This window comes from Streptomyces sp. NRRL S-340 (assembly GCF_000720185.1).
Classification (GTDB): Bacteria; Actinomycetota; Actinomycetes; order Streptomycetales; family Streptomycetaceae; genus Streptomyces.
In genome coordinates, this window is the sequence record NZ_JOIY01000011.1 from 35,530 (window position 1) to 50,563 (window position 15,034).

Consider the following 15,034-nt stretch of genomic DNA (forward strand, 5'->3'; position numbering starts at 1 on the left):
CCCGCGCATCCGTACCGGCGGCCGCGGTCAGACTCCGGCCGCGGCGGCGTCCGCCTGTCCGGTGAGCGCCGCCGCCGCGGCCCCCACCAGCCCCGCGTCCGTGCCCGTCTGCGCCGGGACGACCGTCAGGCGCCGGACGAAGGAGAGCGTGGCGTAGTCGGTCAGGGCCCGGCGCAGCGGGTCGAACAGCACGTCCCCCGCCTTGCCCACTCCCCCGCCGATCACCGCGATGTCGATCTCCACCAGGGTCGCCGTCGCCGCGATGCCCGCCGCCAGGGCCCGGGCGGCGCGCTCGAAGGAGGCCACGGCGACCGGGTCGCCCGCGCGGGCCGCGGCGGCCACCGCGGCGGCCGTGTCGTCCCCGTCGGGCCCCGGACGCCAGCCGTTCTCCAGCGCGCGGCGGGCGATGTTCGGGCCGCTGGCGATGCGCTCCACGCACCCGCGCGACCCGCACGGGCAGAGGTCACCGTCCAGATCGACGCTGATGTGACCGATGTGGCCGGCGTTGCCCGTCGGACCCGGGTGCACCCGGCCGCCGAGGACGAGACCGCCGCCCACTCCGGTGGAGACCACCATGCACAGCGCGTTGTCGTGCCCGCGGGCCGCGCCCTGCCAGTGCTCCGCGGCCGTGACGGCCACGCCGTCCCCGATCAGTTCCACGGGCAGCCCGCCGGCCGCGGCCCGCGCCCGCTCCACCAGCGGGTAGCCGCGCCAGCCCGGTACGTTGACCGGGCTGACCGTGCCGGCGGACGCGTCCACCGGGCCCGCGCTGCCGATGCCCAGCGCCGTGGCCCTGCCCCACAGCTCCGACGCGCTCAGCTCGCCGAGCACGTCCTCCACGGCCCGCATGACGGTGTCGCCGTCTTCCCGCGCGGGCGTGGCGCGCTGGGCGCGCACCAGGATGCTGCCGTGGCCGTCCACCAGCGCGCCGGCGATCTTGGTGCCGCCGATGTCGAGCGCGGCCACGAGGTCGGTGTGCATCAGAGTCAGATCTCCCCGTCAACCATGAAAGAGCCAAGAGGTGGGCGCAGACCGGTCGCGCGATGGGAGTGCGGACCGAGTATGCGATGGACAGTCTCTCGCGGGTATGACAACGTTGTCCAGGCTCTATGCTCGACGCCACATCCTCTTACGCACCCAGGGGCCGCCACACCCCCGTTGGACGACAGGACAGGACGCCGCATCGTGCCAGAGACCGCCCGCCGAGAAGACCGCCCCGCCGACCGTGCCACGGACCGCGCGTCCGGGACACGGTACGGCAATCGTCCGACGATGAAGGACGTGGCGGCCCGGGCCGGCGTGGGCCTCAAGACCGTCTCACGCGTCGTCAACGGCGAGCCCGGCGTCACCTCGGACACCGAGCGGCGCGTCCAGGAGGCCATCGACGCGCTGGGTTTCCGCCGCAACGACAGCGCACGGGTGCTGCGCAAGGGGCGCACGGCGAGCATCGGGCTCGTCCTGGAGGACCTCGCCGACCCGTTCTACGGTCCGCTCAGCCGCGCCGTGGAGGAGGTGGCCCGGGCGCACGGGGCCCTGCTGATCAACGGTTCCAGCGCGGAGGACCCGGACCGTGAGCAGGAGCTGGCCCTGGCGCTGTGCGCGCGGCGGGTGGACGGGCTGGTCATCATCCCGGCCGGCGACGACCACCGGTACCTGGAACCGGAGATCAGGGCGGGCGTGGCGACGGTGTTCGTGGACCGCCCGGCCGGGCGGATCGACGCGGACGTCGTCCTCTCGGACAACTTCGGCGGCGCCCGCGACGGCGTCGCCCACCTGATCGCCCACGGCCACCGCCGGATCGGTTTCATCGGCGACATGCCCCGCATCCACACCGCGGCCGAACGCCTGCGCGGTTACCGGGCGGCGATGGAGGACGCCGGCATAACCGTCCAGGACTCCTGGATGTCGCTGGGCGTCACCGATCCGGAGCGGGTGCGCCGGGCGGCCGAGGAGATGCTGTCCGGGCCGGACCCGGTCACCGCGGTCTTCACGGGCAACAACCGGGTGACGGTCACCGTGATCCGTGTCCTGGCCGGGCTGTCCCGGCCGGTCGCGCTCGTCGGCTTCGACGACATCGAACTCGCCGACCTGCTGCAGCCGGGCGTCACCGTGGTCGCCCAGGACGCGGCAGCCCTCGGGCGCACCGCGGCCGAACGGCTCTTCCGCCAGCTGGAGGGCACCCAGCTGGCCCCGGAACGCATCGAGTTGCCGACCCGGCTCGTCCAGCGCGGTTCGGGCGAACTGCCGCCTTCGCCCTGACGCTTCCACCCGGCCCCGGCCGGGCGAAGCCGGAAGGCGGAACCGGCCGGGCGAAGCCGACAAGGCGGGACCGACCGGCCCCTGCCGTCCGGCCGGCACCCGCGGGGTCCGACCGCACGACCGGCGCCACGGGACGACGCACCTGTCCGTCCGTCCGCGCTCCGGCAGGTCCGCAGGACGCCGGAGCGGCAGAGCGGCGGACAACCCGGCCGGCGGGGGGCGGTCGGCCACCCCCACCGCCGGGCTCCGCCCGCCGCGGCGGCGATGCCTGATCCGGGGTTACTGCGCGGACGCCGTGAGGTCGCCGCGGCGGGGGGCGGCGAAGCCCTCCAGATCGGCCCGGGTCAGGCCCGTGAGACGGGCGACCTCGGCGATGTCCAGGGCGCCGCAGTCCAGGCCGCGCAGCAGGTAGCCGCTGAGCGCCTTGGCCGTGGCGGGCTCGTCCATGACGTCGCCGCCGGCCCGGTTGGCGTAGCGGGCGAGGCGGCCCGCCGCCTGCTCGAAGCCCTCGCGGTAGAAGGCGAACACGGCCGCGTACCGGGTGGGGATGTGCGCCGGGTGCATGTCCCAGCCCTGGTAGTAGGCGCGGGCCAGGGCGCGGCGGGTCAGGCCGTAGTGCAGGCGCCAGGCGTCGTGGACCTTCTCGGTGGGGCCGACCGGCAGGACGTTCGTGGATCCGTCCGAGACCCGGACGCCGGTGCCGGCCGCGGCGACCTGCATGACGGCCTTGGCGTGGTCGGCGGCGGGATGGTCGCTGGCCTGGTAGGCGGCGGAGACGCCCAGGCAGGCGCTGTAGTCGAAGGTGCCGTAGTGCAGGCCGGTGGCGCGGCCCTCGGCGGCCCCGATCATCCGGGCGACGGCGGCGGTGCCGTCCGCGGCGAGGATGGACTGGCTGGTCTCGATCTGGATCTCGAAGCCGAGCCGCCCGGGCTCCAGCCCGTGGGCCTTCTCGAAGGCCTCCAGCAGCCGCGCCATCGCGGTGACCTGCTCGGGGTACGTCACCTTCGGCAGGGTCAGGACCAGTCCGTCGGGCAGTCCGCCGGCCCGCATCAGACCGCTGAGGAAGACGTCGAGGGTGCGGATGCCCCGGTCGCGTACCGGTGCCTCCATGCACTTCATGCGGATGCCCATGTACGGCGCGGCCGTGCCCTCGGCGTACGCCTCGGCCACCAGCCGGGCGGCCCGGGCGGCGGTCTCGTCCTCCTCGGCGTCGGGGCGCGGACCGTAGCCGTCCTCGAAGTCGATGCGGAGGTCTTCGATCGGTTCGCGTTCCAGCTTCGCGCGGACGCGGGAGTAGACCGGCTCGGCGAGTTCGTCGCCGAGGCCGAGGACCGCGGCGAAGGACGCGGCGTCGGGGGCGTGCTCGTCGAGGGCGGCGAGCGCCCGGTCGCCCCAGGAGCGGATGGTGTCGGCGGCGAAGGCGTCACCGGGGACGTACACCGTGTGGACGGGCTGGCGGGTGCCGGGATCGCCCGGGTAGCAGCGCTCCAGCTCGGCGTCGACCGGCGCGAGGGAGGCGCTGATCTCCTCGCTGACGGCGCCCGCAAGGCTCGTCGCCACCGTCTCCTGCTGGCCCTGACCCATTCCACACCCTCCAGTTTTCCGTTGTGCGGAATCAATAATCCGCAGTACGAAGCTATCCGTGGAGCTTCCCGGCGGTCAACACCTGTCCGCAGCCTGGGCCATCGGCCCGGCCCGGACAAGCCGAGGCCCCCGTGACCGGTGCGGTCACGGGGGCCTGGCCCGGGCGGCCCCGGGAAGGGGGCCGCAGGATCAGCCCTTGCGGGTCTTGATCTCCTCGGTGAGCTGCGGGACGACCTCGAAGAGGTCGCCGACGACGCCGTAGTCGACGAGGTCGAAGATCGGCGCCTCGGGGTCCTTGTTGACCGCGACGATGGTCTTCGAAGTCTGCATGCCGGCCCGGTGCTGGATCGCGCCGGAGATGCCGTTGGCGATGTAGAGCTGCGGCGAGACGGACTTGCCGGTCTGGCCGACCTGGTTGGTGTGCGGGTACCAGCCGGCGTCGACGGCGGCACGGGAGGCACCGACGGCCGCGCCGAGCGAGTCGGCGAGCGCCTCGATGATCCCGAAGTTCTCCGCGCCGTTGACGCCGCGTCCGCCGGAGACCACGATCGCGGCCTCGGTCAGCTCCGGACGGCCCGTCGACTCACGCGCCGTGCGGCCGGTGATCCTGGTGCCGGTGGCCAGGCCGGAGAACGTCACGTCCAGGGCCTCGACCGCACCGGCGGCCGGAGCGGCCTCCACGGCGGCGCTGTTGGGCTTGACCGTGATGACCGGCGTGCCCTTGGAGACGCGGGACTTGGTGGTGAAGGAGGCGGCGAACACCGACTGGGTGGCCACCGGGCCCTCCGCGCCGGCCTCCAGGTCGACGGCGTCGGTGATGATGCCCGACCCGATGCGCAGCGCCAGACGGGCGGCGATCTCCTTGCCCTCCGCGGAGGAGGGGACCAGGACCGCGGCCGGGGACACGGCCTCGACGGCGGCCTGCAGCGCGTCCACCTTCGGCACCACCAGGTACTCGCCGTACTCGGCGGCCTCGTGGGTCAGGACCTTCACGGCGCCGTGCTCGGCGAGGGCGGCGGCGGTGCCGGAGGCGCCGGCACCCAGCGCGACGGCGACGGGCTCGCCGATGCGGCGGGCCAGGGTCAGCAGCTCCAGGGTGGGCTTGCGGACGGCACCGTCCACGTGGTCGACGTAGACGAGGACTTCAGCCATGGGACTTCTTCTCTCCTGCTTGCGACGGATGAGGGAGGGGACAGCGGACGGGGCTCAGATGAACTTCTGGCCCGCGAGGAACTCGGCGAGCTGCTTGCCGCCCTCGCCCTCGTCCTTGACGATCGTGCCCGCGGTCCGCGCGGGACGCTCCGCCGCCGACTCCACCACCGTGTACGCGCCCGCCAGGCCGACCTCGTCGGCCTCGATGTCCAGGTCCGACAGGTCCCAGGACTCCACCGGCTTCTTCTTCGCCGCCATGATCCCCTTGAAGGAGGGGTAACGCGCCTCGCCGGACTGGTCGGTCACCGAGACGACCGCCGGCAGCGACGCCTGGAGCTGCTCCGAAGCGGTGTCACCGTCGCGGCGGCCCGTGACCACCCCGTCCTCGACCGAGACCTCGGACAGCAGCGTCACCTGCGGGACCCCGAGCCGCTCGGCCAGCAGCGCCGGCACCACGCCCATCGTGCCGTCGGTGGACGCCATGCCGGAGATCACCAGGTCGTAGCCGGCCTTCTCGACCGCCTTGGCCAGCACCAGCGAGGTGCCGATCGCGTCCGTGCCGTGCACGTCGTCGTCCTCGACGTGGATCGCCTTGTCCGCGCCCATCGAGAGCGCCTTGCGCAGCGCGTCCTTCGCGTCCTCCGGGCCCACCGTCAGCACGGTCACCTCGGCGTCGTCCGCGTTCTCCGCGATCTGCAGGGCCTGCTCCACGGCGTACTCGTCCAGTTCGGAGAGCAGACCGTCCACGTCGTCCCGGTCGACGGTCAGGTCATCGGCGAAGTGCCGGTCGCCAGTGGCGTCGGGCACGTACTTCACAGTGACAACGATCCTCAAGCTCACGCCGGCTCTCCTACTGCATCGTCATTTCTGGGCTGCCTTCTTGCAGGCAGCATAGGCGCCTGAAGCGGCCGATCCCGGTCGGGGCGACCCCGCGCTCCGAGCGAGATATTACTCGCCAGTACACCCAGTTCCTTCCCGCTAAGCAAGCGCTTTGAACTGTGACCTTCGCAACGCAGCGTAACCGGAACTCGACCGTTCCGCGGACGGGCGCCGGGGCGGCCGGGGACCGCCCGCTCAGTCCCGCAGGGCGCTGAAGCGGCCCTGGTGGTAGAGGAGCGGGCGGCCGGTGCCGGGGCAGTCGCCGAGGACGACCTCGGCGATCACGATGCGGTGATCGCCCGCCGGGACCCGTCCCACGACCCGGCAGACCAGCCACGCGAGGACACCGTCGAGCACCGGGACCCCCTGCGGCCCGTCCCGCCAGGCGGTGGGCTCCCCGAAGCGGTCGGCGCCGCTGCGGGCGAACGTGGCGGCCAGTTCCTGCTGGTGCTCACCGAGTATGTGCACGCCGAGGTGCTCGGTGCCGGACACGACCGGCCAGCTGGAGGCGCCGGTCCCGATCCCGAAGGAGATCATCGGCGGCTCGGCGGACACGGAGGTCAGGGAGGTGGCGGTGAAGCCGACCGGCCCCCGCGCACCGCGCGCGGTGATCACCGCCACGCCCGCCGCGTGCCGCCGGAAGGCGGAGCGCAGCAGTTCGGGGGAGGCAGGCCGGGTGGTGCCGGGAGTGACGAGGTCGGACGGGACCGTCATGGAGTTGTCCTTCTGCTGGTGGGACGCGCGGGAACCGTGGCTGTTCAACAGCCCGGACAGCGCGCTCTCACGCCGCGGGCCGGGAGCGCCGCCCCCTGGCGCCGGCCGGGAAGAAGGAGTTCTCTAGGCATACGGTCAGGCTGACGATAGGTGGCGGGTGCAGTCAAGTACGTACCACATGGGACCTGAATCACCCTCGTGCGCACGGGACTCACCACGCATCCCCGAGGGCCGCGACGACGTCCGCCGTACGGGGCTGCCCGGTGGCGCGCCGCACGATGCGTCCCTCCGCGTCGAGGACCAGCACGGTGGGGGTCTTCCGCACGTCCAGCTCGCGGACGAGCGCCAGGCGGTCCTCGGCGTCGATCTCGATGTGGGCGACGCCCGGGACCATGCGGGCCACCTCGCCGAGAACCCTGCGGGTCGCCCGGCAGGGTGCGCAGAAGGCGGTGGAGAACTGCACCAGCGTGGCGCGGTCGCCCAGTTCCCGCCCCAACTCGGCCGCGCCCAGCCGCTTGTCGCTCTCCTGTCCGCGCACGCGTACCCTCCCGTTCCGCCGTCCCTCGCCGTCATCCTGCTCCGCTCCGCTTCAGCGCGCGCGGGCCCGCGGAGATTCCCGGCCGGCGGCGGGGGCGCCCCGGACGGCCGATCGACGTGACGAGGATCTCGCCGGTGACGGGCACGTGGACTGGCTCCCCGGCCGTTCTTGGGGCACGATCTGCGGCATGCCGTAAACCTACGGCTGCGTAACTTCCGCCGGGAGTCCCCCGTCCCTGGCAGACAGAAGGGTCCGCCCCGCCCATGGCCGAGCTTGTCTACCGTCCCGTCATCGGTTTCGCCCGCACCATGTTCAAGGTGTGGGACCTCAAGATCGACTGCCGGGGTTCGGAGAACGTACCGCGTCAGGGCGGCGCCGTGCTGGTGAGCAATCACATCAGCTATCTGGACTTCATCTTCAACGGCCTGGCGGCCCTGCCGCAGAAGCGCCTGGTCCGTTTCATGGCCAAGGAGTCGGTGTTCCGGCACCGGATCTCGGGTCCGCTGATGCGCGGCATGAAGCACATCCCGGTCGACCGCGCCCAGGGCGAGGCGGCCTACGCGCACGCGCTGGACTCGCTGCGCTCGGGAGAGGTGATCGGGGTCTTCCCCGAGGCCACCATCTCGGAGTCCTTCACCCTCAAGAGCTTCAAGTCGGGTGCCGCGCGGCTGGCCCAGGAGGCGGGGGTGCCGCTGATCCCGATGGCGGTGTGGGGCACGCAGCGGCTGTGGACCAAGGGGCACCCGCGCAACTTCAGGCGCAGCCACACCCCCGTCACGGTCCGCGTCGGCGAGGCGGTCGAAGCCCCGCGCGACCAGTACGCGGGGGCCATCACCCGCCGGCTGCGCGAGCGCGTCCAGGAACTGCTGGAGGCCGCCCAGCGTGCCTATCCGGTGCGTCCGAGGGACCCCGAGGACACCTGGTGGATGCCGGCACACCTGGGCGGCACGGCTCCCACTCCGGAGCAACTGCGGACGGCGGCCGCGCTCTGACGCCTGATCAGTGGTGCCCCGGCCACGGCGCGCTCTAAACTGACGGTCCGCCGGGTCACCGCGGACTTCGCGCGCGCGGCCGGTCACGGCCGGCGCGTACAAGGGGACGGGGGATGTCCATGGTCTCACTCGCCGTCATGTTCGGTCTGCTCGCCGCAATCGTGGTGGGTCTGATCGTCGTGCTGCTGCGCCGCCGCAACGGTTCCACCAAGAACGCGGATGGTCTGCTCATCGAGCAGGCCAGCCGGATCCAGGCCCGGCGGGACCGCTCCTCCTACAGCACACTGGCGATGCACAACACCACGCCGACCATGAGCGACCAGTACCGCCGCCCCTGAGAGTTCCGGACGAAAGGGAAGTCCGACGGGTCGGCCACCCTTTTGGTTCGCAGCTCCGAGACTCAGGACGCGGAGCGCGGTTCCCCCACGGTGATCCGTGCGCCCGGGCTGAACTTCTCCAGCAGTTCGGCGAGTTCACCGGCGGCGCGGACGACGTCGGCCACGGGCATCGGGGCCAGGCTCTCCAGCAGGAAGACGCCGGAGGCCGTCCGCTCGGTGAGACGGGTACGCGGGCCCTGGCGCCAGTTCCAGCGGCGGCAGGTGACCCCGGCCTCGTCGCGCCACACAACCTCGCCGGCGTCGGGGTGCTCGACGACCTCCTCACCGCCCGCCACGGTCACGAACTCCTCCTCGCCACCGGCCCGCACCAGGCTCATGCCGCCCTGGATCCGGTCGAGGTCCTCGCCCCCGACGGGGATCAGGTGGGCGACGCTGACGGCGTTGTAGATGTCGACGAGGACGTTGATGCGGGGCAGCCCGGCGTCGGACAGGGCACGCCTGGCCAGCGCCTCGGCCGAGTTCCGGGTGCGCGACGGCTTGGATCCGAACGCCGTGTACGTCTCGCGCCAGGCGGCCATGTGCGGGTCCTCGTGCGGTGCGCGCCCGTCCAGGCGCAGGGCGAGGCGGCGGGCCGCGTCGTCGAGGAGCGCGGCGCCGGCCTCCGTGCTGGGGCCGTTGACCAGGCCGTGCGCCTCGACGGCCACGTGGGTGAAGCCGGGCGCGAGGGCGCGCACCTCGTCGGACACGGTGAGTGTGAGCGTCATGGTCTCTCCGCCTCGTACGTCACAGTTCGCTGGGGAGCGCTGCGGACAGCGCGGCCCGGTCGGGGGCGGCCTGGAGCGCACTCAGCACGACCGGATGAGGTTCAGCGTACAGTACCGGGTAGTCCATCTCATTCGACTTCTGGTCCGGTACGTAGGCCAGCCGCTCCCCTGCCAGCGAGAACTGCGCGTCGACACCGGGCCTGTTGCCGCGCGGGTCCTGGCGGTGCCAGGCGCCGCGGAACCGGACGGCGACGAGTCCGTGCAGGGCGTGGCCGGCGCCGTCGTCCCGGGCGAGCCTCTGATAGCACAGCGCCGCGGGGATGTCCTCGGCGCGCAGCAGGGCGGCGAGGGCGTGTGCCTTGGCGTGGCAGATGCCGGTGCGCAGCCGCAGGACGTCGGAGGCCCGCCAGGTGACGCGCGGGTCGCCCGAGTCCTGCGAGTGCGGGATGGTGTCGCGCACGAACTCGTACGCGGACCGCGCATAGGCATACGAGTCGGCCACGCCCTCGGCGAGCCGGGCGGCGACCTCGCGGACCACCGGGTGATCGTGGTCGATCGCCTCGCCGGCGGCCAGATAGGCGGACAGGTCAGCGGTGTGCTGGATCAGCTCCATGGCCGCAGAGCATAGGAATGCGATCATTCAGCAGTCAATGACTTTCCGAGTGATCGCATAACTATGCATAGTTGGGAGGTGCACCGCCTCGCTCTAGTGCCGCGCCATCTCCTCCTTGAGCGCCGCCACGAACGTGTCCACGTCGTCCTCCGTGGTGTCGTACGAGCACATCCAGCGCACGACCCCTGCGGATTCGTCCCAGAAGTAGAAGCGGAAGCGCTTCTGCAGCCGCTCGCTCACCGCGTGCGGCAGCTTGGCGAAGACGCCGTTGGCCTGGACGGGGTAGCAGATCTCCACTCCGTGCACGGCCCGTACGCCCTCGGCGAGCCGCTGCGCCATCTCGTTGGCGTGCCGGGCGTTGCGCAGCCACAGGTCCTTGGCGAGCAGGGCCTCCAGCTGCACCGAGACGAAGCGCATCTTGGAGGCGAGCTGCATGCTCATCTTGCGGATGTGCTTCATCTGGCGGACGGCATCCCGGTCGAGGACGACGACCGCCTCACCGAACATGGCGCCGTTCTTCGTCCCGCCCAGGGAGAGGATGTCGACGCCGACGGCGTTGGTGAAGGTCCGCATGGGGACGTCCAGGGAGGCGGCGGCGTTGGCTATCCGGGACCCGTCCAGGTGCACCCTCATGCCGTGGGCGTGGGCGTGCTCGCAGATCGCCCGGATCTCCTCGGGCGTGTAGAGCGTGCCCAGCTCCGTGCTCTGGGTGATCGAGACGACCTGCGGCATCGCGCGGTGCTCGTCCTCCCAGCCGAACGCCTGCCGGTCGATCAGCTCGGGGGTGAGCTTGCCGTCCGGGGTGGGCACGGTGTGCAGCTTCAGGCCGCCCATGCGTTCGGGGGCGCCGCCCTCGTCGACGTTGATGTGCGCGCTCTCCGCGCAGATCACCGCGCCCCAGCGGTCGGTGACGGCCTGCAGTGCGACGACGTTGGCTCCGGTGCCGTTGAACACCGGGAACGCCTCGGCGCTCGCGCCGAAGTGGCTGCGGACGATGCGCTGGAGGTGGTCGGTGTACTCGTCCTCGCCGTAGGACACCTGGTGCCCGCCGTTGGCCAGGGCCAGGGCGGCGAGCACCTCGGGGTGCACGCCGGCGTAGTTGTCGCTGGCGAAGCCGCGGACCTCGGGGTCGTGACGGCGGCGCGCGTCGGTCTTGGCAGGGTTCACGGCTGCTCGGTCAGCCACAGACGTTTTCCGTTCACTTCCGCGGCGGGCTTGCTCCAGACGCCGGTGATGGCCTCGGCGAGGTCCTTGACGTCCGTGAAGCCCGCGAACTTCGCGTTGGGACGCTCGGCGCGCATCGCGTCGTGCACCAACGCCTTCACCACCAGGATCGCAGCCGCCGACGTCGGTCCCTCGGCGCCCTCCGCCTTCCCGGCCTTGCGGAAGTAGTCCGCCATGGCCAGCGTCCAGGCCTCGGCGGCGGCCTTGGCGGCGGAGTAGGCGGCGTTGCCCGCCGTGGGCTTGCTGGCACCCGAGGCGCTGATCAGCACGTACCGGCCGCGCTCGCTGCGCTGGAGCGCCTCGTGGAAGGCCAGGGAGGTGTGCTGCACGGTCTTGACGAGCAGCAGCTCCAGGAAGTCCCAGTCGTCCAGGCTGGTCTTGGTGAAGGTCTCGCTGCCGCGCCAGCCGCCCACGAGGTGGACCAGACCGTCGACGCGCCCGAAGTCCTTCTCGACGTGCGCCGCCCAGTCCCGGGTGGACTGGAGGTCGAGCAGGTCGACGGTGTCGCCGGTGACGCTCGCGCCGCCCGACGCGTAGCGGGCGGCGTCCACGGCCTCGGACAGCCGCTGCGGGTCGTTGTCCGCCCCGACGACGGTCGCGCCAGCCTCGGCGAGCCTGAGCAGTGTCGCCCGGCCGGCGGGTCCGCCCGCGCCGGCCACCGCGATCACCGCACCGCTGAGTGCCCCGTTGCCCGCCATCTTCTTCGCCTCCGTAGGAGCAGTGTTCCGGACGCGGTCGCTCATGCGGCGACCCGCTCGGCGCTGTCGGCCGTGATGCCCTTGGTGGAGGCGATCACGTTCTTCAGCTTCTTGGACAGTGCCTCGTAGAACATGCTGAGCGGAAACTCGTCCGGAAGCACGTCATCGACGAGCTTGCGCGGCGGCCGGGTCAGGTCCAGGGCGTCGGGGCCCTTGGCCCACCTGGAGGCCGGGTGCGGGGCGAGGTAGGCGGCGACCAGCTCGTACCCGGCGAACCAGTGCACCAGTTTCGGGCGGTCGATGCCGTCGCGGTACAGCTTCTCGATCTCGGCGCACAGCTGGTTGGTGACCTGCGGGGCGCGCTCCCAGTCGATGGAGAGCTTGTTGTCGGTCCAGCGCACCACGTCGTGCTTGTGCAGGTACGCGAAGAGCAGCTGGCCGCCCAGGCCGTCGTAGTTGCGCACGCGCTCGCCGGTGACAGGGAAGCGGAACATGCGGTCGAAGAGGACCGCGTACTGCACGTCACGGGCCTGCGGGACGCCGTCGGCCTCCAGCTTCACGGCCTCCTTGAAGGCGGTGAGGTCGCAGCGCAGTTCCTCCAGGCCGTACATCCAGAACGGCTGGCGCTGCTTGATCATGAAGGGGTCGAACGGCAGGTCGCCGTGGCTGTGGGTGCGGTCGTGGACCATGTCCCACAGGACGAACGCCTCCTCGCAGCGCTTCTGGTCGTCGACCATGGCGGCGATGTCGTCGGGCAGCTCCAGGCCCAGGAGGCCGACGGCCGCGGCGGTCACCCGGCGGAAGCGGGCGGCCTCGCGGTCGCAGAAGATGCCGCCCCAGGAGAATCGTTCCGGCGCCTCACGCACGGCGATGGTCTCGGGGAAGAGCACGGCGGAGTTGGTGTCGTAGCCCGCCGTGAAGTCCTCGAAGGTGATGCCGCAGAAGAGCGGATTGTCGTAGCGGGTGCGCTCCAGCTCGGCCAGCCAGTCCGGCCAGACCATGCGCAGCACGACCGCCTCCAGGTTGCGGTCCGGGTTGCCGTTCTGCGTGTACATCGGGAAGACGACCAGGTGCTGGAGGCCGTCCGCGCGGTGGGCCGCGGGCTGGAAGGCGAGCAGCGAGTCCAGGAAGTCCGGCACCTGGAAGCCGCCGTCGGCCCAGCGGCGCAGGTCCGCCACGAGCGCGCGGTGGTAGGCGGCGTCGTGCGGCAGCAGCGGGGACAGTTCCTCGACGGCGCCGGTCACGCGGCGCACGGCGGCTTCGGCGTCCTCGCGGGCGGGCGCGCCCTCGCGGTCGAAGTCGATGGAGCCGTCCTTCGACTGCCATGGCCGGATCTGCTCCACGGCATCCTTGAGCACGGGCCAGGCCGGGTGCTCGACCACCCTGCTCACCGGAGGGACATGTCCCTCCGCACCCACCTGCACAAGAATTTCCGTCATGACCCATCCTCCACGGGAGAAGCTCGCGTAAGAAGACCGTATACATATGAGCTTTCTTCCAGCAAGGGCGCCCCCCGGAAAATATCCTGCCGACGCTCACCTTCACCGGTCATTTTCCTGTCCGACACCCGTATGGCGGCGACTACCCCCAGGCCGGTCGGGTGATGCGTCCCCGGGGGCCGCGGGGGCGGTTTCCGGCCTCACGGGCGGGCCGGCTCGGCGGCGCCCCCCGTTCGGCCCGCTCCGCCGGCCCGCCCGGTCAACGTCCCGAGGACTCGCCCACGCAGGGGTGACCGCCCGGGCGGATGCGGCCCCGCCGTGGCCCGGCCGTCACCCCACTGCCCCGTGTACGCAGGGGTGCATCGCGACTGCGGACCGTTAGGCTGCGGCACTGCCGCGTGGACGACGAGGTCCCGGTCCGCGGGCGAGCCGAGCCGCCGTCGACGGAAGCGAGTTGAACCTTGAACTTCCTTACCATCGGTCACCGCGGGGTCATGGGTGTGGAGCCCGAGAACACCCTCCGTTCGTTCGTCGCCGCCCAGCAGGCCGGCCTCGACGCCATCGAACTCGACCTGCACCTGAGCAAGGACGGCGCGCTCGTCGTCATGCACGACCCCGAAGTGGACCGCACGACCGACGGCAGCGGCCCGATCGCGGACAAGACCCTCGCGGAACTGCGGGCGCTCGACGCGGGCCTCGGCGAGCGGGTCCCGGTCTTCGAGGAGGTGCTCGACGCCGTCCACACGCCCCTGCAGGCCGAGATCAAGGACGTGGCGGCGGCGAAGGCGCTCGCCGAGGTGATGCGCCGCCGCGACCTCGTGGGCCGCGTCGAGGTGCTGTCCTTCCACGACGAGGCGATCGCCGAGATCGCCCGGCTGGTCCCCGGCGCGCGCACCGCGCTGGTCGCCGAGCGCTACGGCACCGAGGTCGTCGAGCGCGCCATCGCGGCCGGCGCGGGCACCCTCGTGCTCGACATCCGCAGACTCACCCTGGAGATCGTCGAGCACGCGCGCGCGGCAAACCTGCGGATCATCGGCTGGGTGGTGAACACCCTGGACCACCTGCGGCTGGTCCGCGCCCTGGAACTGGACGGCGCCACCACCGACTACCCGGAGATCAAGCGCACCGGCCGCTTCACCGCGTAGCGCGCGGCCCGCGCGAGGTTCACTCCCCCTGCGCGAGCGGCTTGACGAGCAGCTCGAACTCCAGGTCGTCGCGCTGCGGAACGCCGAAGCGCTCGTCGCCGTACGGGAAGGGGCTCATCCGCCCCGTACGGCGGTAACCGCGCCGCTCGTACCAGGCGATCAGATCCTCGCGCACGGAGATCACCGTCATGTGCATCTCCGTGACGCCCCAGGTCGCGCGGGCCTGCCGCTCCGCCTCGGCGATGATCACCTTGCCGAGACCGGCGCCCTGCAGGGCGGGGCTGACCGCGAACATGCCGAAGTAGGCGTGGTCACCGCGGTGCTCGAGCTGGCAGCAGGCGACCACGCGGCCCTCCCGCTCGACGGCCAGCAGCCTGCTGTCGGGGGACTTGATCACGGCCAGCACGCCCTCCGGGTCGGTGCGCTGCCCGTGCAGGATGTCCGCCTCGGTGGTCCACCCGGCCCGGCTGGCGTCGCCGCGGTACGCCGACTCGATCAGCGCCACCAGCGTGTCGACGTCGGCATCGGTGGCGTCGCGGAAGACCGGTGCGGTGGCGGCGGTGTCCATGGAGTGTGCCTCTCGGGTCTTGTCTCGTGCGCGGCGGGGCAGGCACGAGGGTAACCCCGCCGGACAGGGCCGGGGTCCCCCGCTCGGACAGGGCGGGGCCTGCGCACGGGACCCCCGGTGCCGGGCA

The 15,034-nt window shown here is 72.1% G+C and carries 16 protein-coding genes; 4 read left to right on the forward strand and 12 right to left on the reverse strand.

The window, feature by feature from the left end; all coding sequences use genetic code 11:
* Positions 1-27: 27 nt before the first annotated feature.
* Positions 28-981: an ROK family protein gene (locus IG64_RS11120; protein WP_037854632.1), complete on the reverse strand. Its 954-nt coding sequence runs from the start codon at positions 979-981 to the stop codon at positions 28-30.
* A 204-nt stretch (positions 982-1,185) separates the two neighbouring features.
* Between IG64_RS11120 and IG64_RS11125 the strand changes: the two genes are divergently transcribed.
* Positions 1,186-2,259: a LacI family DNA-binding transcriptional regulator gene (locus IG64_RS11125; protein ID WP_051812665.1), complete on the forward strand. Its 1,074-nt coding sequence runs from the start codon at positions 1,186-1,188 to the stop codon at positions 2,257-2,259.
* A 279-nt stretch (positions 2,260-2,538) separates the two neighbouring features.
* On the opposite strand, the gene IG64_RS11130 is transcribed toward IG64_RS11125, so the two are convergent.
* The 5 genes from IG64_RS11130 to IG64_RS11150 all read right to left on the reverse strand — a co-directional run bounded on the left by IG64_RS11130 (position 2,539) and on the right by IG64_RS11150 (position 7,126).
* The gene (locus IG64_RS11130) at positions 2,539-3,843 is read right to left on the reverse strand and encodes a DUF6986 family protein (protein ID WP_037854637.1); all 1,305 of its coding nucleotides are present in this window, start codon (positions 3,841-3,843) and stop codon (positions 2,539-2,541) included.
* Between the two features lie 189 nt (positions 3,844-4,032).
* A complete protein-coding gene (locus IG64_RS11135) occupies positions 4,033-4,995 on the reverse strand; it encodes an electron transfer flavoprotein subunit alpha/FixB family protein (RefSeq protein WP_037854639.1) in 963 nt (320 codons plus the stop codon).
* Between the two features lie 54 nt (positions 4,996-5,049).
* Entirely contained in the window at positions 5,050-5,835 is a 786-nt protein-coding gene (locus IG64_RS11140; RefSeq protein WP_037854640.1) for an electron transfer flavoprotein subunit beta/FixA family protein, read from the reverse strand.
* A 234-nt stretch (positions 5,836-6,069) separates the two neighbouring features.
* Entirely contained in the window at positions 6,070-6,588 is a 519-nt protein-coding gene (locus IG64_RS11145; RefSeq protein ID WP_037854641.1) for a flavin reductase family protein, read from the reverse strand.
* 211 nt (positions 6,589-6,799) lie between these two features.
* On the reverse strand, positions 6,800-7,126 hold the full coding sequence (locus IG64_RS11150) for a TlpA family protein disulfide reductase (protein ID WP_037854643.1): 327 nt from the start codon (positions 7,124-7,126) through the stop codon (positions 6,800-6,802).
* A 263-nt stretch (positions 7,127-7,389) separates the two neighbouring features.
* Here IG64_RS11150 and IG64_RS11155 point away from each other — a divergent pair, with 263 nt between their 5' ends.
* Both IG64_RS11155 and IG64_RS11160 read left to right on the forward strand, forming a co-directional pair.
* Positions 7,390-8,118: a lysophospholipid acyltransferase family protein gene (locus tag IG64_RS11155; protein ID WP_037854645.1), complete on the forward strand. Its 729-nt coding sequence runs from the start codon at positions 7,390-7,392 to the stop codon at positions 8,116-8,118.
* A 113-nt stretch (positions 8,119-8,231) separates the two neighbouring features.
* On the forward strand, positions 8,232-8,456 hold the full coding sequence (locus IG64_RS11160) for a hypothetical protein (RefSeq protein ID WP_078883932.1): 225 nt from the start codon (positions 8,232-8,234) through the stop codon (positions 8,454-8,456).
* 62 nt (positions 8,457-8,518) lie between these two features.
* Here IG64_RS11160 and IG64_RS11165 read toward each other — a convergent pair whose 3' ends face one another.
* From IG64_RS11165 to IG64_RS11185, 5 genes are all read right to left on the reverse strand, one after another.
* Entirely contained in the window at positions 8,519-9,220 is a 702-nt protein-coding gene (locus IG64_RS11165; protein ID WP_037854646.1) for a B3/4 domain-containing protein, read from the reverse strand.
* A 19-nt stretch (positions 9,221-9,239) separates the two neighbouring features.
* A complete protein-coding gene (locus IG64_RS11170) occupies positions 9,240-9,833 on the reverse strand; it encodes a transglutaminase-like domain-containing protein (RefSeq protein WP_037854647.1) in 594 nt (197 codons plus the stop codon).
* A gap of 93 nt (positions 9,834-9,926) precedes the next feature.
* A complete protein-coding gene (locus IG64_RS11175) occupies positions 9,927-11,000 on the reverse strand; it encodes a threonine aldolase family protein (protein ID WP_037854649.1) in 1,074 nt (357 codons plus the stop codon).
* Complete coding sequence (locus IG64_RS11180; protein WP_051812667.1) at positions 10,997-11,800, reverse strand: SDR family NAD(P)-dependent oxidoreductase; 804 nt, start codon at positions 11,798-11,800, stop codon at positions 10,997-10,999. Before IG64_RS11180 ends, IG64_RS11175 begins: the two co-directional genes overlap by 4 nt.
* A complete protein-coding gene (locus IG64_RS11185) occupies positions 11,797-13,194 on the reverse strand; it encodes a DUF6421 family protein (protein WP_037854652.1) in 1,398 nt (465 codons plus the stop codon). The genes IG64_RS11180 and IG64_RS11185 overlap by 4 nt, the downstream gene beginning before the upstream one ends.
* 461 nt (positions 13,195-13,655) lie before the next feature.
* Here IG64_RS11185 and IG64_RS11190 point away from each other — a divergent pair, with 461 nt between their 5' ends.
* The gene (locus IG64_RS11190; RefSeq protein WP_078883933.1) at positions 13,656-14,339 is read left to right on the forward strand and encodes a glycerophosphodiester phosphodiesterase; all 684 of its coding nucleotides are present in this window, start codon (positions 13,656-13,658) and stop codon (positions 14,337-14,339) included.
* A 19-nt stretch (positions 14,340-14,358) separates the two neighbouring features.
* Here IG64_RS11190 and IG64_RS11195 read toward each other — a convergent pair whose 3' ends face one another.
* A complete protein-coding gene (locus IG64_RS11195) occupies positions 14,359-14,907 on the reverse strand; it encodes a GNAT family N-acetyltransferase (RefSeq protein ID WP_037854654.1) in 549 nt (182 codons plus the stop codon).
* Positions 14,908-15,034 lie beyond the last annotated feature (127 nt).

Coding starts and splice junctions, on each gene's coding strand:
- IG64_RS11120 (WP_037854632.1), bottom strand. CDS start 981: ATGCACACCGACCTCGTGGCCGCGCTCGACATCGGCGGCACCAAGATC.
- IG64_RS11130 (WP_037854637.1), bottom strand. CDS start 3,843: ATGGGTCAGGGCCAGCAGGAGACGGTGGCGACGAGCCTTGCGGGCGCC.
- IG64_RS11135 (WP_037854639.1), bottom strand. CDS start 4,995: ATGGCTGAAGTCCTCGTCTACGTCGACCACGTGGACGGTGCCGTCCGC.
- IG64_RS11145 (WP_037854641.1), bottom strand. CDS start 6,588: ATGACGGTCCCGTCCGACCTCGTCACTCCCGGCACCACCCGGCCTGCC.
- IG64_RS11155 (WP_037854645.1), top strand. CDS start 7,390: ATGGCCGAGCTTGTCTACCGTCCCGTCATCGGTTTCGCCCGCACCATG.
- IG64_RS11160 (WP_078883932.1), top strand. CDS start 8,232: ATGTCCATGGTCTCACTCGCCGTCATGTTCGGTCTGCTCGCCGCAATC.
- IG64_RS11165 (WP_037854646.1), bottom strand. CDS start 9,220: ATGACGCTCACACTCACCGTGTCCGACGAGGTGCGCGCCCTCGCGCCC.
- IG64_RS11170 (WP_037854647.1), bottom strand. CDS start 9,833: ATGGAGCTGATCCAGCACACCGCTGACCTGTCCGCCTATCTGGCCGCC.
- IG64_RS11180 (WP_051812667.1), bottom strand. CDS start 11,800: ATGAGCGACCGCGTCCGGAACACTGCTCCTACGGAGGCGAAGAAGATG.
- IG64_RS11185 (WP_037854652.1), bottom strand. CDS start 13,194: ATGACGGAAATTCTTGTGCAGGTGGGTGCGGAGGGACATGTCCCTCCG.
- IG64_RS11195 (WP_037854654.1), bottom strand. CDS start 14,907: ATGGACACCGCCGCCACCGCACCGGTCTTCCGCGACGCCACCGATGCC.